Here is an 18,886-nt window from a genome sequence, read left to right as displayed (position 1 = left end):
ATCGGGGTTCTGATGGCGACGACGGCGAAGAGCCGGGTCTTCTTCGACTGGAACGCGGGCGCGCCTTTGTCGGCTGCCGCGCGCGATGCCGTCGTGGATGCGCTCGACCTCGTCGGCAATCCCTCGTCGGTGCACTCCGAAGGCCGTGCCGCCCGGGCGCTGATCGAATCCGCCCGCTCAGCGATCGCGGCGCTCTGCGGCGCCGACAGTGCCGGCGTGACCTTTACCAGCGGCGGTACCGAGGCCAACCAGACCGCGCTTTCGCCGGACATGGAGATCGCCGGGCGGCCACTCCGCTTCGCCCGGCTGCTCGTTTCCGCAGTGGAGCATCCGTCCGTCATGGCTGGCGGCCGCTTCGGTCCGGGCGCCGTGGAAACGATCCCGGTGGATTTCGACGGTGTCGTCGACCTGGCCGCGCTGGAGCGGATGCTCGGAGAGGTCGAGGGGCCGGCCCTGGTGTCCGTCATGGCCGCCAACAACGAGACCGGCGTGATCCAGCCGGTCGCCGAAGCCGCCGCGATCGTTCATGCCGCCGGTGGCGTGTTGCACGTGGATGCGGTCCAGGTTGCGGGCCGGCTGCCGATGTCCATCGAGACCTTGGGCTGCGACGTTCTCACGCTGTCCGGCCACAAGATCGGCGGTCCGCGCGGCGTTGGTGCCGTCGTCCGACGCGCCGGGCTGCGCATTCCGCCGCTGATCACCGGCGGGGGACAGGAGGCGCGGGCGCGCGCCGGCACGGAAAACCCGCCTGCCATCGCCGGATTTGGTGCCGCAGCGCGGGAAGCGGTTGAAAAGCTTGCCGATCAGTCTCGGATTTCGGGCCTGAGGGACTGGTTTGAGCGCGACCTCATGCTTATTTCTCCGGGTGTGACGGTGTTCGGCGCATCCGCCGCCCGGCTGCCCAACACCTCGGCCTTCGCTCTCGAGGGCGTGAGCGCCGAGACGGCCGTGATTGCGCTCGATCTCGCCGGCGTTGCCGTGTCCTCTGGCTCGGCGTGTTCGTCGGGCAAGGTGAGCGCCTCCCATGTCCTCGATGCCATGGGCGTCCCGTTCGATCTCGCGGCGGGTGCGATCCGGGTAAGCCTGGGCCCGACCACGTCCGAGGCAGACGTGGAGCGGCTTCTTTCCGTGTGGCAGAGCGTCAGCCACCGTTTCGCGCGGCGACCGGGTGATCCGGCGTCGCATTTTGATCGTCTTCGACAGCCAGCGGGCCTTGAACCCGCCGTGGATGGAGAGACCGATGCCAGCAGTGCAGGAAACGATCGACCAGGTTCAGTCGATCGACATAGACAAGTACAAGTACGGCTTCGTCACGGACATCGAGTCCGACAAGGCGCCTAAGGGCCTCGACGAAAGCATCATCGCCTTCATCTCCCAAAAGAAGGCCGAGCCGGACTGGATGCTTCAGTGGCGTCTTGAGGCCTACAAGCGTTGGCAGACGCTTGAGGAGCCGACCTGGGCGCGGGTGAACTATCCGAAGATCGACTTCCAGGATCTCTATTATTACGCCGCGCCGAAATCGACGGACGGTCCGAAGAGCCTGGACGAGGTCGACCCGGAGTTGCTGCGGACCTACGAGAAGCTCGGTATCCCGCTCAAGGAGCAGGAGATACTCGCCGGTGTGCGCAAGCAGGGCGAGGCCAGCACCCTTGATGAGGACAGCCTGAACGCGCCGTCCGGCCGGGTGGCCGTGGATGCGGTGTTCGATTCCGTCTCGGTGGTGACGACCTTTAAGGAGGAACTCGCCAAGGCCGGCGTGATCTTCTGCTCCATCTCCGAGGCGATCCGCGAGCACCCTGAGCTCGTCCAGAAATATCTCGGCTCGGTCGTGCCGATCACGGACAACTTCTATGCGACGCTGAACTCGGCCGTCTTCACCGACGGCTCGTTCGTCTACGTGCCGCCGGGCGTGCGCTGCCCGATGGAGCTGTCGACCTATTTCCGCATCAACGAGCAGAACACCGGCCAGTTCGAGCGCACGCTTATCATCGCCGACAAGGGCTCCTACGTGTCCTACCTGGAGGGATGCACGGCGCCCCAGCGTGACGAGAACCAGCTTCACGCGGCGGTGGTCGAGCTGATCGCGATGGACGATGCGGAGATCAAGTACTCCACCGTCCAGAACTGGTACCCGGGCGACGTCGACGGCAAGGGCGGCATCTACAACTTCGTCACCAAGCGCGGCGACTGCCGCGGGGCGAACTCGAAGATCTCCTGGACCCAGGTCGAGACCGGTTCCGCCATCACCTGGAAATACCCGTCTTGCATCCTGCGCGGCGACAACTCGCGCGGCGAGTTCTACTCGATCGCGATCTCGAACGGTCACCAGCAGATCGACTCGGGCACCAAGATGATCCACCTCGGCCGCAACACGTCGAGCCGGATCATTTCCAAGGGCATCGCGGCGGGCAAGTCGGAGAATACCTACCGGGGCCTCGTCCAGGCCAACCGGCGGGCGGCAAATGCGCGCAACTTCACCCAGTGCGACTCGCTGCTGATCGGCGATCAGTGCGGCGCCCACACGGTGCCCTACATCGAGGCGAAGACGCCGTCGGCGAAGTTCGAGCACGAGGCGACCACCTCGAAGATCTCCGACGACCAGCTCTTCTACTGCCGGTCCCGCGGGATCGGCGAGGAAGAGGCGGTCGCGCTGATCGTCAACGGCTTCGTGAAGGACGTCATCCAGCAGCTGCCGATGGAGTTTGCCGTCGAGGCGCAGAAACTCATCGGGGTGAGCCTGGAGGGCTCGGTCGGCTGACGGCGCGGCATGGCTCCGGAATATTGGTTCAGGCCGAAACGGTGGGGCTACGGCGCCGTCCCGGTGACCTGGCAGGGATGGGCGGCCACGGTCGTTTACGCCGCCGTCGCCCTGGTTGCCACGCTTGGCTACGGCGCGGCCGTTGCCGTCGCCTCGACCGGCCCGGCGATCGCCGCCACCGCCCTCTGGCTCGGCTTCCTGCTCATCTGGACCCTGGCCTTCCTGGGTCTCGCCCGCGCCCGGACCGACGGAGACTGGACCTGGCGCGGCGGTAACGACGACACCGGCCCGGCGCCGCCACGAGACGATGTCTCGGAGGCGGGCGACGGGTCCGAAGAGGAACACGGACGATAGAACGATGACCAAGATGCTTCAGATCAAGAACCTGCACGCCCGCATCGACGAGCGCGAAATCCTCAAGGGGATCGACCTGGAGGTCGGCGCCGGCGAGGTGCACGCCATCATGGGCCCGAACGGCTCCGGCAAGTCGACGCTGTCGCACGTGCTGGCCGGCCGCGACGAGTACGAGGTCACCGAGGGTCAGGTGCTGTTCAACGGGGTCGATCTCCTGGAGCTGGAGCCGGAAGAGCGCGCCGCCGCCGGCGTGTTCCTGGCCTTCCAGTATCCGATCGAGGTGCCGGGCGTGGCCAACATGACCTTCCTGAAGACGTCGCTGAACGCCCAGCGCAAGGAGCGCGGCGAGGACGCCATGTCGACGCCGGAGTTCATGAAGCTGGTCAAGGGCGCGGCCGAGAAGCTGAACATCAGCCAGGAGATGCTGCGGCGTCCGGTGAATGTCGGCTTCTCCGGCGGCGAGAAAAAGCGCAACGAGATCCTGCAGATGGCGGTTCTCGATCCGAAGCTGGCCGTCCTCGACGAGACCGATTCCGGCCTCGACATCGACGCGCTGAAGATCGTCGCCGATGGCGTCAACGCGCTGCGCTCGCCGGATCGCTCCTTCGTGGTCATCACCCACTACCAGCGCCTCCTGGAGCATATTGTCCCGGACGTGGTCCACGTGCTGGCCGGCGGACGTATCGTGAAGACTGGCGGCAAGGAGCTGGCGCTCGAACTCGAGGCGCGCGGCTACGCCGACTTCGTCGAGGCCGCGTAAGGGAGACGGCGCACATGGCACAGTCACCCGAAATCAACCGCACGCCGGCGGAAGCCGCGCTGGCGGACTGGTTCGCCGCCACCGAGAGCGGACGCACCGGCGAAGGGCCGATCGGCGAGATGCGGGCGGAGGCGTTCGACCGGTTCCGCGGCCAGGGCCTCCCGCACCGCCGCGTCGAGGCCTACAAGTACACCGACCTGCGCGCGACGCTGCGCACGCTGCCCGCCGCAGCCGAACCGGCAAGCCGGGAGGCGGCCGAGGCGGCGCTCGCGGCCGCTCCGGTGCTGTCCGGCGAGGGCTTCGCCCCGGCGCGCATCGCCATCGTCAATGGCCGCTTCGTGCCGGAGCTCTCCGACCTCGACGGGCTCGATGGCGCGGTCTCCGTGCACGGGTTTTCCGAGATGTTTGCCGGCAGCGCGGATCCGGCGCTGGCAAGGGTCGGATCCCTGGCAGCAGGTGTCGATGACCCGATGCTGGCGCTGAACACGGCGCTTTTCGATGACGGAGTCGTCATCTCCGTCACAGCGGGTGCAACCGTCGCTCGGGCCATCGAACTCCTGCACGTCGTGGCAGGCGACGCCGCCGTCACGACGATGCCGCGTCACGCGGTGTTCGTGGGCGAGGGGGCGACCGTTCGCTTCCTGGAGCGCCACGAGGCGACATCTGACCTGGCCCACACGACCAATGCCGCCATCGAGCTGGAAGTGGCCGCCAACGCGTCCGTCACCTGGGCCAAGCTCCAGGCGGAGCCGCTTGCGGCGACCCATGTCGGCACGATGACCACGACCATCGGCACCGAGGCGCGCTTCGCGCACCTCACGATGACGCTGGGCGCGAAGCTCGCGCGCTCGCAGATCTTCGCGCGGGTGGAGGGTGAGTTCGTCGAGGCATCGTTTGATGCCGCGACCTTCATCAAGGGCGAGCAGCATGCCGACAACACCCTGGTCATCGACCACAAGGTGCCGAATGGCGTCAGCCAGGAGCGCTTCCGCTCGGTGGTCGACGACAGGGCGCAGGCTGTCGTCCAGGGCCGCATCAACGTCTGGCCCCACGCCCAGAAGACCGATGCCCGGATGATGTCCAACGCGCTTCTCCTGTCGGAGGGTTGCGAGGCGGTGAACAAGCCGGAACTGGAGATTTTCGCCGACGACGTTCAGTGCGCGCACGGCGCGACGTCCGGTCAGATCGACGAGCAGGCGCTGTTCTATCTCCGTTCCCGCGGCATTCCGAGACGGCAGGCGGAGCGGCTCCTGATCGAGTCCTTCCTCATCGGTGCGGTGGAAGGGATCGGCGACGAGGAGATCTCCGACGCGCTGTCCGGGCGGATGCGCTCCGCCCTCGACCTTGGGTGATGCCATGACCGATGCGATCGACACGGCCGCCGACGGCTACGACGTAGAGGCGGTCCGCCGCGACTTCCCGATCCTGGATCGCGAGATCCACGGCAAGCCGCTCTGCTACCTCGACAACGCCGCCTCGGCGCAGAAGCCGTCGGCCGTGCTGGAGCGGATCCAGCAGGCCTACGCTTACGACTATGCCAACGTTCATCGCGGGCTGCATACGCTGGCCAACGCCTCGACAGAGGCCTACGAGGGCGCCCGCGAGACGGTGACGGCCTTTCTCAACGCACCGTCGAGCGAGGAGGTGATCTTTACCCGCTCGACGACCGAGGCCATCAACCTGGTGGCGTCGAGCTACGGCGGTATGGTGCTGGGCGAGGGCGACGAGGTGGTGCTTTCCATCATGGAGCACCATTCCAACATCGTGCCCTGGCACTTCCACCGCGAGCATCGCGGCGCGGTGCTCAAATGGGTCGACGTCCGGCCCGACGGCTCCTTCGATATCGAGGCTTTCGAGCGCGCGCTGACCGATCGCACCAAGATCGTCGCCATCACCCACATGTCGAACGTGCTCGGCACCGTGGTTCCGATCAAGGAAGTGGTCCGGATTGCCCATGCACGCGGCATCCCGGTGCTGGTGGACGGCAGCCAGGCGGCCGTGCACATGCCGGTCGACGTGCAGGATCTGGACTGCGACTTCTACGTGATGACCGGCCACAAGCTCTACGGGCCGACCGGCATCGGCGTGCTGTATGCCAAACGGGCCTATCTCGAGGCGATGCCGCCCTACATGGGCGGCGGCGAGATGATCGGCACCGTCGGCCGTGACCGGATCACCTATGGCGATCTGCCGAACAAGTTCGAGGCGGGGACGCCGCCCATCGTGCAGGCCATCGGGCTGGGCGCAGCGCTCGGCTACATGACCGGCATCGGCCGCGAGCGGATCGCCGCGCACGAGCAGCGCCTTCGGGACTACGCCCACGAGCGGCTCTCGGGCCTCAACATGATCCGGCTGATGGGCAATGCGCCCGACAAGGGCGCGATCTTTTCCTTCGACATGGAGGGGGCCCACGCCCACGACGTGGCCACCATTCTCGACCGGGAGGGAATCGCCGTTCGCGCCGGGACGCACTGCGCGGAACCGCTGCTCGCCGACCTCGGCGTGGCGGCCACCTGCCGGGCCTCGTTCGCCCTCTACAACACGGTCGAAGAGGTCGACCGCCTTGCGGAGGGCATCGAGAAGGCCCATAGATTCTTTGTATGAGGAGTGCCGGCATGGATGAGACGACGCTTGAATCCGCCCCGGATGTGGCGCCGGACGCCACCTCGTCCGGCGAAGGGCAGGGTTCGGCCATCCCGCAGGAAGAACTCGACCGGATCACCGACGACATCATTGCGGCCCTCAAGACCGTCTATGATCCGGAGATCCCGGTCGATATCTACGAGCTCGGCCTGATCTACCGGATCGACATCGACGATGACCGCACGGTCGACATCGACATGACGCTCACCGCGCCGGGCTGCCCGGTGGCTGGCGAGATGCCGGGGTGGGTCGAGAACGCCGTGTCCACCGTCGAGGGCGTGGGCGATGTGCGCGTGCGCATGGTCTTCGATCCGCCGTGGGACATGAGCCGCATGTCCGACGAGGCCCGGGTGGCCCTGGATTTTTTTGGGTAGCACGCTCGGCAAGACTGGGAACCCGGTTCCCGCTCAAGCGTGCGGATGAAAAGAAACGTCCCGACCCCGAACACGCGAACTGGGTTTGCTGGAGGATTGGCAATGACCGCAGCGAGACCGAAGCCGCAGGTGATCACCCTGACCGAGGCGGCCGCCGAGCGCGTCCGCGAGATCATGGAAAACGCGGACAAGCCGCTCGCCGGCCTGCGCATCGGCGTGAAGAAAGGCGGCTGCGCCGGCATGGAATACACCATGGACACCGTCGAGGAGCCGAACCCGGCCGATGACAGGGTGGAGGACAAGGGCGTCACCGTGTTCGTCGACCCCTCCGCCGTCCTGTTCCTGCTCGGCACGCGCATGGATTTCCAGGTCGACAAGTTCCGCGCCGGCTTCGTCTTCGAGAACCCGAACCAGGTCTCGGCCTGCGGTTGCGGCGAATCCGTGGAACTCCGCCCGTCGAGCCTCGAGAACGCCTGAGTCTTCGGGCGCTCGGCGCTCATGCCGGGCTCTGACGATCAGGAGACCGGGATGTCAAAGTGTAGGACTTCTTCCCGGACGCCGACGCTCTCGTAAAGCGCGATTGCGGGCGTGTCACCGTAATCGGCCTGAACGAATATCACCCATGCACCGAGTTCGCGGGCTACGGGCTTAAGGGTCTGGATAAGGTGGGTCGCGACGCCTTCCCGACGGCGATGGAAAGCTACTGCTAGATCGTAGACGTAGACCTCCGAGCGGTCCTGCTCAAACTTGCGCAGGGTGTAAGCGACAAGCCCTCCGATGATCCGATTCTCAGAAGTCGCGACGAGGGCGATAAAGCCCGCGTCGCGGAGCAGGTCGGCAAGATAGTCTTTTCGCGGCGGGCTTGAGGCGTAGGAAGCCGCATCCTCGAACTCTGCAGCGAACAAAGCGGTCAGCTCCATCAGTAAGTCCACGTCGCTCGCGTCGAGACGGCGTACGGAAAAAGCGGTCTTCCCGGTCTTTGCTTGACCACACATGTCTGATTTCCGATCCTCTCGTCCGTTTTGAAGAAAGAGACTGCGCGGGTCGATAGTGGGAAAGGGGCGTTCAAACGTCCAACTTTTCAACACCGCACAGACGGATGACATCGCATGGACGTATTCGAGCGCTTGAAGGAGGCGGCAGCCGATGAATGGGCGGCCTATGTTGGCCACCCGTTTGTGGAAGGACTGGGGTCCGGCGACCTCGATGAGGCGGCGTTCAAGCATTACCTCGTCCAGGACTATCTCTTTCTGATCCAGTTCGCCCGCGCCTATGCGCTTGCCGCCTACAAGGCGACGTCGCTGGAGGACCTGCGCGCGGCGACGGCGGGCCTTTCCGCCATCGTCGAGACGGAAATGGACCTTCACGTGCGCATCTCGGCGCGTTGGGGCCTCACCCGAGCCGACCTGGAATCCGCCGAGGAAGCGCGCGCGACGGTCGCCTACACCCGCTTCGTGCTCGACACGGGCCAGCGCGGCGACTTGCTCGATCTTTATACGGCGCTGGCCCCCTGCATGATCGGCTATGCGGAGATTGGGGCCGCTCTTTCCCAAGTGCCGGGTGCGCTCGGATCCGCCAATCCCTACCGGGAATGGGTGGCCGAATATTCGGGAGAGGCGTTTCAGGCCGCAGCGGCGGATGCCCGCGCGACCCTCGACCGGCTTGCCCAGGAACGCCTCACGGAGGCGCGCTGGGCGGCGCTTGCCGGCATCTTCCGGCAGGCGACCCGGCTCGAGGCGGATTTCTGGGACATGGGCATCACGCTCGCCCAGTAGCGCTGCTGGTGTCGGCGGCCACCGCGCGGCATGATCGTGTCTCGCTCGTGTTCACCGGCTGGCCCATGCTCGATCCCGACTATATCGACGACCTCTTCGCGCCTGTCGGGCCGGTGCGCGTGCGCCGCATGTTCGGCGGACAGGGGATCCATTTCGGCGACCAGATGATTGCGCTCGTCGCCGACGGCGTGCTGCACATGAAGGCCGATGCGGAAACAATCCCCGCCTTCGAGGCTGCCGGATCGCGGCCCTTCACCTATCTGGCCAAGGGCAGGCCGCGCGTCATCACCACCTACTGGACGATCCCGGAGAGCGCACTCGACGAACCCGACGAGTTCCGGAGCTGGGCGGAGTTGGCGGTGGAAGCCGCGCGCCGGGCTGCGGCTGCCAAGGCGGCGAAGCCGAAGCGGAGGAAGAAAGTAGCGGTCGAGGGAAACTGAATGAGCGGGAGCGCTCAGCGCGCCTTGAGGAGGGCGCGGATGCGGGCGTACTGGTCCTCGATGGGGCGGTCGGAGCGCCGGGGATCGGGAATCGCCTGCACGTCGGGGTCGGTCTCGCACACGACACGGCTTTCACCGGACTTCGCAGCCGTGGCCAGGCACCGGTCGGCCAGAGCGACGGCCTTGGCCGGGTCCTCGTCGGCCATGAGCGAGACGGCCGCCGATGCAAACACGACCTTCGCCTTGCCCTGCATCTCGATCAGGTCCTTGCGGGTCTCCAGGCTGCGGCGCACGGCCTCTGCAATGGACACGGTCTGGCGCAAATTCACTCCCGACAGGATCAGCCCGATCGTCTGGGCGTCGTAGCGATAGACCGGACCAAGCTTCTCGAACACCCGGGTGAGCGCCACCAGCATCACCGCCTGCATGGGCGAGATCATCAGCTCGTCACCGTCCGCACTCCCATCGCCGGGGCGGCGGCAGGAGGTCAGAAAGAGGGTCTGGGGTCCGCGCTTGGCGTCCGGATGCAGCCAGCGGCGGCGCACGTCCTTGGAGAAGGCGTGACGGTTCGGCAGCTGCGAGAGCTTGTCGAAGGGGGTGGAGCGCCCGACTGTCGGTTCGCCCTCGCTAGGCTGCGGACGCGGAAAGGACGGGCGGGCGTCGGCGGAAACGGCAGCCGGACGTGCGCGCGGCGCAGCGGTCTCGCGCGGTGCGGGCGCGCTGACGGAGGCGACGGCCTCGGCAACGGCTTTCGGAATCGGTGCGGGACGGGGGGGCGTCGCGGCGGTGGCGCCGGAGGCGGCAAGGCCGTCCGCCACCGCCATCGGCGGTTCGGCGGGAAGCAGCATCAGGAGCCGGTCGATGTCGTCGCGGCTGATGTCCTCGCCGCGCCGGTCGAGCCGTTCGATATAGCCGGTGACGAGGGGGTCTTCCTCGCTGACATAGGCGAACCAGACGCGGAAGCTGTCGGCATCGACCGAGAAGCCGCGCCGGTGCGCTTCCTGGATCGCGGCCCTGGCAAGCGAAAGCGAGGTGTCGGTGGCGACGTTGGTCAACGCAGGTTCCCCATCACTCGTCCGGCCACCAACAAGGCGGCCAAAGGCTCAGGGGGAGTTTTGCTTAAACTCGGTTAACCCGGGGTTAATCCCCGCCGTTTCCGGCAGGAATCGTGGGCCTCAGTCGACGAGCGCGTCGCCCGAAGCCGTCTCTGCATCGTCGCCGTCGTCGTCGGCGATGTTGTCGGCCGCCGGGGCCGGGCTCGGGCGAACCGGGCGCAGCAGGAAGGCCGGCACGAATTCGCTCTCGCCGAACACAGGTTCTTTCTCCCGCGAGCGGCCACGGCCACCACGCTGAGAGTTCCGCCCTTTGGCGGGTGCGGCAGCCTGAGCCGGAGCAGCCGGGGCAGGGGCCTGGGAGACCGGAGCCTGGGTCACGGGACCCTGCTGCTCGGTCGCAACCTCGACCTCGGTCTCGGCCGGAGCCGGCTTGGAGCTCTTACGACGGCGGGAGGACGGCTTGGCCTCCTCCGGCTTGTCCGTCGTCTCCGCGGTGTCCTTGCCGCGGCGGCCACCGGAGGATCGGCGCCGTCCGCCGCGCGATGCACCGGAATCCTCCTCGCTCACCGCATCCCCTTCCCAGGGGATTTCCTTGCCGATGAGCTTCTCGATGTTGTCGACGGCGCGCTTGTCGGCCGGCGTCACGATCATCTTGGTCGTGCCGGTGCGGCCGGCGCGACCGGTGCGCCCGATCCGATGGACGTAGTCCTCGGGGCTGTGCGGAACATCGAAATTGAAGACGTGACTCACGGCCGGAATGTCGAGGCCGCGCGCGGCCACGTCGCTCGCCACCAGATAGGTAAGCGTGTTCTTGCGGAAGCCTTCCAGCATCTGCATGCGCGAGCGCTGGTCCATGTCGCCATGGAGGGCGCCGGCGTTGAGCCCGTGGCGCTCGAGCGAGCGGGCCACGACGCCCACGTCGCGCTTGCGGTTGCAGAAGATGATCGCGTTGGTCAGCTCCTCCGACTCCTCGATGAGGCGGCGGAGGGTCGCGCGCTTGTCCTTCGGATCGTCACTGGAGGCGACCAGCGCCTGCGCGACATTCTCCGCTGTCGACGAGGGCGGAGCGACCTCGACGCGCGCCGGGTTTGACAGGAACTTGTCGACCAGATGCTGGATCTCCTTCGGCATGGTGGCCGAGAAGAACAGCGTCTGCCGCGACGGCGGCAGAAGCTTGCAGATGCGTTCGATGTCCGGGATGAAGCCCATGTCGAGCATCCGGTCGGCCTCGTCGATGACGAGGATCTCGATGCCCTGCAGAAGCAGCTTGCCGCGCTCGGAATGGTCGAGCAGCCGGCCCGGCGTGGCGATCAGCACGTCGACGCCGCGCGCCAGCTTGCGGTTCTGCTCCTCGAACGAGACACCACCGATCAGCAGGGCGAGGTTGAGCTTGTGGTTGACCCCGTAGCGGGTGAAGTTTTCCTCCACTTGGGCGGCCAGCTCGCGCGTCGGCTCCAGAATCAGCGTGCGCGGCATGCGGGCCCGGGCGCGCCCCTTCTCCAGGAGCGTCAACATGGGCAGCACGAAGGACGCGGTCTTGCCCGTACCGGTCTGAGCCAGACCGAGGACGTCGCGCCGCTCGAGCACGGGAGGAATTGCGCCAGCCTGGATCGGCGTCGGCTGGGTGTAGCCGGCGGCGGTAACGGCGCTCAGCACTTTTTCGCTCAGTCCGAGCGTTTCAAAACTCATGTGGGTGGGTAATGCCACTTTCTGCCGCTTGGTCAAAGAAAACGTCGGGATGTGGGACCCGCGGCTGCTTGGTCACACGTTTACCTAATCATCTGTCAGGTGTTGTCAACGTGAATTGCGGTTAATCGGGTGCATCGCGGGCAGTTGAAGTAAGGGTGGCGCAGATGTGCATCACATATCAAAGTGCGGCCGACCGAATTGAGGAGACCATTGATGCGCTTTGATCCCACGCCGCTCTACCCGTCGCGGCGCTCGCCCGTCTTTGCCGAAAACGCGGTCGCCACCTCGCAGCCGCTTGCCGCCCAGGCGGGCCTTGCGATGCTGGCGAAGGGCGGCAACGCCGTCGATGCGGCGCTCGCGGCCGCGATCACGCTGCCGGTCGTGGAGCCCACCGGCAATGGCCTGGGCAGCGATGCGTTCGCGATCCTGTGGGACGGCGAGCAGCTGCACGGGCTCAACGCTTCGGGCCCATCCCCGGCCGGCTGGACGCCGGACCGGTTCGCGGGACAGACGAAGATCCCGTTTCGCGGCTGGGAGGCGGTGACGGTGCCGGGTGCGGTGTCGGCCTGGGCGGAGCTGTCGCGCGAGTTCGGTCGGCTGGATTTCGCCGACCTGTTCGAGCCGGCCATCCGCTATGCCCGGGACGGGTTCGTGGTCACGCCGATCATCGGCAAGCTCTGGGAGCTGGGCGCCCGCGAACTGGCACCGCAGCCTGGCTTCGCGGACATGTTCATGCCGGGCGGCCGTGCACCGGCGCCGGGCGAGGTGTTCCGCTCGGAGGCTTTGGCCCGATCCCTCGAGATGATAGCGGCGAGTGGTGGCGAGACCTTCTACCGTGGCGAACTTGCCGAGAAGATCGCAGCCCATTCCGCCGCCTGTGGTGGAGCGATGACGGCCGACGACCTGGCCGACTACCGGCCGGAATGGGTGGGCACCATCGACATGGACGCGTTCGGCGTCTCCATGCACGAGATCCCGCCGAACGGGCAGGGGATCGCGGCGCTGATGGCGCTGGGCATCCTCGATTCGCTGGATCTCGGGCCGGAGATGGACAGCCCGCAGTCGCTGCACTGCCAGATCGAGGCAATGAAGCTGGCGCTCGCCGACCTGCACGCCTACGTGGCCGATCCGCGCCACATGGACCGCGTGTCGTCCTCCGATCTTCTGGACCGGAACTACCTTGCGGACCGCGCAAAGCTCATCGATCCGAAGAAAGCCCAGGCGTTCCAGCCCGGCCCGTTCCAGGATGGTGGCACCGTCTACATCACCGCGGCGGACGCCGACGGCATGATGGTCTCCTTCATCCAGTCGAACTATTCCGGTTTCGGCTCCGGCGTGGTCGTGCCGGACACCGGCATCAGCCTGCAGAACCGCGGCGCCGGCTTCAGCCTTGCCGAGGGACATCCAAACCAGGTGGGCCCCGGTAAGAAGCCCTTCCACACCATCATCCCGGGCTTCCTCATGCGCGACGGCGCGCCGCTCACGAGCTTCGGCGTGATGGGTGGTCCGATCCAGGCCCAGGGCCACGTGCAGATGGCGCTGCGGATGGAGGTGTTCGGACAGGACCCGCAGACGGCCTGCGACGCGCCGCGCTGGCGCGTGCTGGACGCCAAGCGCGTAGCGATCGAGCCGGAGATCGGCAAGGCGGCACTGGATGGCCTCGAGGCGCTCGGCCACGAAATCACCTTCGATGCGCCAGGCGAAGCGTTCGGGTTTGGGGGTGCGCAGGCTATCCGCAAGCTCGACCGCGGCTACGTGGCGGGTTCCGACCCGCGCAAGGACGGCTGCGCGGTCGGTTTCTGATACACCAGACCAGGGGGCGGGCGGCAGGCCGCCCTCTGGTTTTCCGCTTTACCGTGATCCGGGTCACAGCCGGACTAAAGCGGATCCGGCACTGTTCCTGCATTGGACGTCTGCAAGGCCAGCGCGTCACGAACCGATGGAGGAAGCGATGGGTGCCGACTGGGATCTGGGCAACGAGATCGCGATGCTTCTGGAGCGCGCCCGTCGCATGCCGGCGGAGTCATCGCCTCGGGACGACCGGTCTGGGCCGTCTGCATCGACAGAGGCCCCTTCGGCCCGTCGCTGAACGACACACCCGCCGGACCGGTGACCTAGTCTCGCGCCACCGTGAACTGCTCTCCCGCGAACGGCATGGCGGTGGTAAGCCGTGGCCGGATCGTTTCGCTCAGGATTGATTTCAGCTCTCCGGCGATGCGTTCGGTCAGGTCTCCCGGATCGTCGGAGCGGCCGAACAGGGCCATGGTCCGGGTGAAGGCGCCGCGCGGCATGGGCAACACCTGCAGCTGCTCCAGCCGGTGGGCCTCCTGGATGAGGCAGAGCGGTGTCGTGAGGCACCAGCCCATCCCGTCGGCCACGGCGGCAAGCTGTCCCGTCGCCGTGTCGAACTCCATGCGGTTGGGAAGGTCGAGCCCGAGCCGGCTTACCTGCCGCTCGATCTGTCGTCCGATGGTCGAGCGCAGCGTGTAGCGGATGAACGGCAGCCGGCCGGGATCCGGAAACGCTCCGTCCGGTAATCTCTCCCGTTTCGGCAGGACCACCACGAAAGGCTCGCTCACGAGGTCGTGGCGGATCAGTCCGTCCAACCCGTCCAGTTCGTCGCCGGCGGAAACGACATGATCGACGGCGCGCGAGAGAAGGGCGGCGTGGTGGTCGGGTGAAATGCCAGACCAGATGCGCCAATGGTCGGCCAGCGGCCCCAGTCGGCGCACCAGCAGGGGCCCGGTGGTTCCCGCCATGCTTTCCGCCATGGCGATGGTGACGCAGTCACGAGGCCGTTGATCGAGGTCGCGGAGCGCGGACAGGGCGCCGCCAGCCTCCTCGAGCAGCGTCCGGCTGCGCTCCATCAGCACCGTGCCTGCGCCTGTCAGGGCTATCGGGCGGAGCGAGCGGTCGAACAGGTTGGCCCCCACGGCCTGTTCCAGCGCGGCGATGGTCTGGGATACGCCGGACTGGGTCATGCCCAAGCGCTGCGCAGCCGGGGTCATGCCGCCGGCTTCCACGACGGCGTGGAAGACACGCAGGGCCTTCAGGTCGAAGCCGGCGGGAAAATCGGTCACGGGGTGTCATCCGGAGGCGGGAACGTCGATCGCGCATCCTGCGCCGGTTGCGGCGCGGCGATCAACGGTCTTGTCCGCAGGCTCAGGCCGGTACGTCCGCGGTTGGCGCCAATCTCGTGGGATGCGCGGTGATCCAGCCGAACTCCCGGCAGGCGTCTGTCAGCCAGTCGGCGAAGGAGCGCGCGAAGCTCGTCAGGACGTAGAGGTCGAAGACCGTCTCCGACCGGCGCAAGATCAGTACACCCATGTGGTGGATAGAGGTCTGCGCGAGGGTGCCGGGGGGAAAACCGGCCGGGTCGAACGGAAGCGCCGCACCCTTTGCCAGGAGGGCCTCGACGGAGCCGCCGGATATGCGCACGCCGGCGCGAGCGTGCGAGAGGTCGGCCACTGCACCGACGCTGCCCGGCACGGCGGTTGCAATATCGGCGACGGTGTCCGGGGAGAAGATCAGGTAGCGGCCCGGCGCGATACGCCCGCAAAGCCGCCCGCCGGTTTCGGTGAAGGCAAGGCCGTCGGGAAGCGTCAAGCCGAGCGGCGCCAGCGAGTGGGCCAGGTCCGCCTTCCGGCCGGGCCAGGCCTGGACCTGTGCCGCTGCCACACCGACGATGGGCGCAATCCGGATCGGCTCGCCATTGGTCCGGCCGCCGGACTGCCCGTCTGCAAGCGCTCCCGCGAACGGGTCTCTCGGATCAGCCATGGAGCCGGTCTCCTTCCGGATCGAAGAAATGCGGAGACACCACTTCCACCGGGATGTGCTCGCCGCTGCGGATGGGGTCCACCACCGTCAGTCGATCGCCCTCCTTTCCTCCGCCAGACACGAGCGCCAGCGCGATATGGCAGCCGAGCGCCGGCGAGTAGGTGGGCGAGGTGACATGGCCGAGGCTCGCCACGCTCTCGGGCATGGTGTCCGAAACGATGTGGGCGCCGGTGCGCACCGGCCGGTCGTCGAGGACCTTCAGACCGACCATCAGCTTCCGGTCGGCGACGGTCATGGCGGCGCGGTCCATCAGCGCCTGGCCGACGAACGGCTTCTTCGTGGAGGCCATCTTCGCCATGCCGAGATCGGCGAGCGTGGTCCGACCGTCGAGTTCCGGACCGGAGACATGGCCCTTCTCGATGCGGAGCGTGCCGAGCGCCTCCGTCCCGTAGGCAACAAGACCCGACGTCTGGCCGGCCTCGTGAATGGCTTCCCAGACCGCCAGCCCATCCCGCGCGCCGCAGTGGACCTCGTAAGCCAGTTCGCCTGAAAAGGAGAGGCGGGCGACGATCACCGGCATCGAGCCGACATGCGCCCGGCGCACTGCCATGAACGGGGTGCCCTCGTTGGAGAGGTCCAGGTCGTCGATGACCCGTTGCAGGATCTCGCGGCTCTTCGGTCCCGCGAGGGCCAGGCCGGCCCACTGGTCTGTGGCAGAGGCCACGGCGACGCGCAGATCCGGCCAGTCCACGGCGAGGTGCTTTTCCAGCCGCGCCAGCACACCGGCGGCGTTGGCCGTCGTCGTGGTCATCAGGAAGTCGTCGTCGGCCAGCCGCCAGGTGGTTCCGTCGTCGTAGACGAAGCCGTCCTCGCGCAGCATCACGCCGTAGCGCGCCTTGCCGACAGCGAGCTTGCCGAAGCCGTTGACATAGACCCGGTTCAGGAACTCGCCCGCATCGGGGCCCTGCACGGTGATCTTGCCCAGCGTCGAGACGTCGACCATTCCGGCGGCCTCGCGCACGGTGCGCGCCTCGCGGATATAGGCGTCGGTAACGCTCTCGCCGTCGCGCCGGTAGACCCGGGGCCGCATCCAGGCGCCGGCGGCGATCATGTCGGCGCCTTGGGCGACGTGCCAGTCGTGCATCGGCGTGCGCCGCACCGGCCGGAAGTGCGCGCCGACCTCGCGACCAGCCAGTGCGCCGAGCGAAACGGGGGTGTAGGGCGGACGGAAGCGGGTCGTTCCGACCTCGGGGATCGCGGCTCCCTGCGCCTCGGCCATCAGTGCCAGGGCGTTGACGTTCGAGGTCTTGCCCTGGTCGGTGGCCATGCCGAGGGTCGTGTAGCGCTTCAGGTGCTCCACCGACCGGTAGCCCTCCTGGTGGGCGAGCCGCACATCGGAGGCGGTCACGTCGTTCTGGAAGTCCACGAAGGCCTTGCCCCGTCCCTTCCGGGTGCGGATCGCCCGCAGGGGACGGACGGGGGTGGCCGTCGCATCCGGGTCCTCGATGGTCGGAACGACGGTGACGCCGCTATCGAAGCCCAGGCTCGAAGCGGCCTCGCCGGCTGCGCGGGCACCGTCCGCCATCAGCGCGGCTAGGTCGGCGGTGCCATTCGCCGCGCCGGCGGCCGTCCAGGCTTCGCGAGGGGTGCCCGGAAGGAAGGCGTCGCGGTCGGCGCTCCACACCGGCGGTCCGCCAGCCTGGCTCGCCAGGTGGATCGTCGGGGTCCAGCCGCCGGAGACGGCGAGAAGTTCGGTCTCGATCGTCTCGGTCCAGCCGTCGCGCGGCTGGCCGGAGGCGTCGGCGCGGGCGAGCCGCACGGCTTTCAGTCCGCGCCGGCCCGTCGCTTCCGACACGAGGGTGCCGGCATGCAGCGCGATACCGGCGCTGGCGATGTGGTGAGCCGGCTCTTGCGGCGGGTTGGGGCGCGCGTCGACCACGGCGCGGACATCCACGCCCGCTGCCTTCAGGCGTTCCGCCGAGCGGTAGATCGCATTGTTGGCGCCGAAGACGACGGCGGAGCGGCCGGCCGCGACGGCGTAGCGGGTGAGATAGCGCTCCACGGCGGACGCCAGCATCACCCCCGGCAGGTCGTTGCCGGCAAACACCAGCGGCCGCTCGATGGCGCCGGTGGCGAGAACCACGCGCCCTGCGTGGACGGTCCAGTGGCGATGGCGGGGCAGGTCGGGATCGCGCTCGGCGAGATGATCCTGAACCCGCTCCACGGCACCCAGCACGTTGCCGTCATAGTAGCCGTAGACGGTTGTGCGGGGGAGGAGACGGACTGTCGGCAAGGCGGTCAGTTCTGCGACGGCGTTCTCGGCCCAGTCCTGCGCGGCCATCCCGTCGAGGCTGGCCAGGCTTTCAAACAGGGAACCACCGAAGGCGGCGGTCTCGTCGGCGAGCAGGACCCGCGCGCCAGACCGTGCCGCCGTGAGCGCCGCGGCGAGCCCGGCCGGTCCGCCGCCCACGACGAGAACGTCGCAGAAGGCGTTGGTCTTCTCGTAGCGGCTGTCGTCAGGCGCGTGGGAGGCGCGGCCGAGCCCCGCAGCCCGGCGGATGATGGGCTCGTAGAAATCCCAGGCCTTTCGGCCAGGCCCCATGAAGGTCTTGTAGTAGAAGCCGGCCTTGAGGCCGGGAGCCATGAGGGCGAGCGGCCCGGCCATCAGGTCGTGCTTCAGCGACGGCCAGCGGTTCTGGCTTTCCGCGGAAAGACCCTCATAGACCTCCGCCATGGTGGCCTGGATGTTGGGTTCCCGGTCGCTGCTATCGCCGAGCGTCATCAGAGCGTTGGGCTCTTCCGGTCCCGCGCCGAGAAGGCCGCGCGGTCGGTGATACTTGAAGGATCGGCCGAAGAGCCGGTGTCCGGAAGCCAACAGCGCGGAGGCGAGCGTGTCGCCGGCAAAACCGATCTCGCTGTGACCATCGAAGCGGAAGGAGAGAGGCCGGGCGCGATCGATCAGCGCGCCGCCCTCGTCGAGCCGGAAGCCGGTCATTCGGAGGCCTCATGGGGTGAAACGAGGGACGCCCCGGTGATGGCATGGGTGCCGGTGTCGCGCTCGACCCGGATGATCGACCGGCAGCCGCCCATGTGGTGCCAGAGTTCGGAATGCGGCCCGCGCGGGTTGGCGCGCTGGTAGACGGCGGCGAACCAGGCGTCGGCGTCGGCATCCAGCGCCGGGCGCGTCACGGTCGCATCGCCTTCGTAGGTGAACTCGGACACGGAGCGCGGTCCGCAGACGGGGCAGGGGATACGCATGGG

Annotated in this window: 18 protein-coding genes; 11 read left to right on the top strand and 7 right to left on the bottom strand. The window is 67.5% G+C overall.

What is annotated here, in order from left to right; all coding sequences use genetic code 11:
- Nucleotides 1-12 precede the first annotated feature (12 nt).
- The 8 genes from C507_RS21125 to sufA all read left to right on the top strand — a co-directional run bounded on the left by C507_RS21125 (nucleotide 13) and on the right by sufA (nucleotide 7,366).
- The gene (locus tag C507_RS21125) at nucleotides 13-1,341 is read left to right on the top strand and encodes a cysteine desulfurase family protein (protein ID WP_018699853.1); all 1,329 of its coding nucleotides are present in this window, start codon (nucleotides 13-15) and stop codon (nucleotides 1,339-1,341) included.
- Nucleotides 1,241-2,758 (top strand): Fe-S cluster assembly protein SufB, encoded by a 1,518-nt coding sequence (gene sufB / locus C507_RS0111515; protein WP_026319030.1) that lies wholly within the window; start codon nucleotides 1,241-1,243, stop codon nucleotides 2,756-2,758. Before C507_RS21125 ends, sufB begins: the two co-directional genes overlap by 101 nt.
- Before the next feature lie 9 nt (nucleotides 2,759-2,767).
- Nucleotides 2,768-3,112 (top strand): hypothetical protein, encoded by a 345-nt coding sequence (locus C507_RS21120; protein ID WP_018699851.1) that lies wholly within the window; start codon nucleotides 2,768-2,770, stop codon nucleotides 3,110-3,112.
- 13 nt (nucleotides 3,113-3,125) lie between these two features.
- Nucleotides 3,126-3,872: a Fe-S cluster assembly ATPase SufC gene (gene sufC, locus C507_RS0111505; protein WP_026319029.1), complete on the top strand. Its 747-nt coding sequence runs from the start codon at nucleotides 3,126-3,128 to the stop codon at nucleotides 3,870-3,872.
- A gap of 14 nt (nucleotides 3,873-3,886) precedes the next feature.
- The gene (gene sufD / locus C507_RS0111500; protein ID WP_018699849.1) at nucleotides 3,887-5,224 is read left to right on the top strand and encodes a Fe-S cluster assembly protein SufD; all 1,338 of its coding nucleotides are present in this window, start codon (nucleotides 3,887-3,889) and stop codon (nucleotides 5,222-5,224) included.
- A 4-nt stretch (nucleotides 5,225-5,228) separates the two neighbouring features.
- The gene (locus tag C507_RS0111495; RefSeq protein ID WP_018699848.1) at nucleotides 5,229-6,476 is read left to right on the top strand and encodes a cysteine desulfurase; all 1,248 of its coding nucleotides are present in this window, start codon (nucleotides 5,229-5,231) and stop codon (nucleotides 6,474-6,476) included.
- An 11-nt stretch (nucleotides 6,477-6,487) separates the two neighbouring features.
- Entirely contained in the window at nucleotides 6,488-6,889 is a 402-nt protein-coding gene (locus C507_RS0111490; RefSeq protein WP_018699847.1) for an SUF system Fe-S cluster assembly protein, read from the top strand.
- A gap of 102 nt (nucleotides 6,890-6,991) precedes the next feature.
- Complete coding sequence (gene sufA, locus C507_RS0111485; RefSeq protein ID WP_018699846.1) at nucleotides 6,992-7,366, top strand: Fe-S cluster assembly scaffold SufA; 375 nt, start codon at nucleotides 6,992-6,994, stop codon at nucleotides 7,364-7,366.
- A 38-nt stretch (nucleotides 7,367-7,404) separates the two neighbouring features.
- Here sufA and C507_RS0111480 read toward each other — a convergent pair whose 3' ends face one another.
- Nucleotides 7,405-7,884 (bottom strand): AAC(3)-I family aminoglycoside N-acetyltransferase, encoded by a 480-nt coding sequence (locus C507_RS0111480; RefSeq protein WP_018699845.1) that lies wholly within the window; start codon nucleotides 7,882-7,884, stop codon nucleotides 7,405-7,407.
- Nucleotides 7,885-7,998: 114 nt separating this feature from the next.
- Between C507_RS0111480 and tenA the strand changes: the two genes are divergently transcribed.
- Complete coding sequence (gene tenA, locus C507_RS0111475) at nucleotides 7,999-8,664, top strand: thiaminase II (protein WP_018699844.1); 666 nt, start codon at nucleotides 7,999-8,001, stop codon at nucleotides 8,662-8,664.
- Nucleotides 8,665-8,672: 8 nt separating this feature from the next.
- Nucleotides 8,673-9,104, top strand: coding sequence for a TfoX/Sxy family protein (locus tag C507_RS0111470; RefSeq protein WP_018699843.1), 432 nt, complete (start codon nucleotides 8,673-8,675; stop codon nucleotides 9,102-9,104).
- Between the two features lie 14 nt (nucleotides 9,105-9,118).
- On the opposite strand, the gene C507_RS0111465 is transcribed toward C507_RS0111470, so the two are convergent.
- Nucleotides 9,119-10,159 (bottom strand): GGDEF domain-containing protein, encoded by a 1,041-nt coding sequence (locus C507_RS0111465; protein ID WP_018699842.1) that lies wholly within the window; start codon nucleotides 10,157-10,159, stop codon nucleotides 9,119-9,121.
- A 120-nt stretch (nucleotides 10,160-10,279) separates the two neighbouring features.
- Nucleotides 10,280-11,848: a DEAD/DEAH box helicase gene (locus tag C507_RS0111460; RefSeq protein ID WP_018699841.1), complete on the bottom strand. Its 1,569-nt coding sequence runs from the start codon at nucleotides 11,846-11,848 to the stop codon at nucleotides 10,280-10,282.
- 213 nt (nucleotides 11,849-12,061) lie between these two features.
- On the opposite strand from C507_RS0111460, the gene C507_RS0111455 reads away from it, so the two are divergent.
- On the top strand, nucleotides 12,062-13,651 hold the full coding sequence (locus C507_RS0111455) for a gamma-glutamyltransferase family protein (protein ID WP_018699840.1): 1,590 nt from the start codon (nucleotides 12,062-12,064) through the stop codon (nucleotides 13,649-13,651).
- A gap of 311 nt (nucleotides 13,652-13,962) precedes the next feature.
- On the opposite strand, the gene C507_RS21115 is transcribed toward C507_RS0111455, so the two are convergent.
- The 4 genes from C507_RS21115 to C507_RS0111435 form a co-directional block, all read right to left on the bottom strand.
- On the bottom strand, nucleotides 13,963-14,928 hold the full coding sequence (locus tag C507_RS21115) for a LysR family transcriptional regulator (protein WP_018699839.1): 966 nt from the start codon (nucleotides 14,926-14,928) through the stop codon (nucleotides 13,963-13,965).
- 82 nt (nucleotides 14,929-15,010) lie between these two features.
- Nucleotides 15,011-15,625 (bottom strand): sarcosine oxidase subunit gamma, encoded by a 615-nt coding sequence (locus C507_RS21110; RefSeq protein WP_018699838.1) that lies wholly within the window; start codon nucleotides 15,623-15,625, stop codon nucleotides 15,011-15,013.
- The gene (locus C507_RS0111440; RefSeq protein ID WP_018699837.1) at nucleotides 15,618-18,620 is read right to left on the bottom strand and encodes a sarcosine oxidase subunit alpha family protein; all 3,003 of its coding nucleotides are present in this window, start codon (nucleotides 18,618-18,620) and stop codon (nucleotides 15,618-15,620) included. The genes C507_RS21110 and C507_RS0111440 overlap by 8 nt, the downstream gene beginning before the upstream one ends.
- On the bottom strand, nucleotides 18,617-18,883 hold the full coding sequence (locus C507_RS0111435; protein ID WP_018699836.1) for a sarcosine oxidase subunit delta: 267 nt from the start codon (nucleotides 18,881-18,883) through the stop codon (nucleotides 18,617-18,619). The genes C507_RS0111440 and C507_RS0111435 overlap by 4 nt, the downstream gene beginning before the upstream one ends.
- Between the last annotated feature and the right edge of the window lie 3 nt (nucleotides 18,884-18,886).

Source organism: Amorphus coralli DSM 19760 (assembly GCF_000374525.1).
GTDB lineage: Bacteria > Pseudomonadota > Alphaproteobacteria > Rhizobiales > Amorphaceae > Amorphus > Amorphus coralli.
Note: the sequence above shows the minus strand (reverse complement) of the source record. Positions and strands in the feature narration are given on the sequence as shown.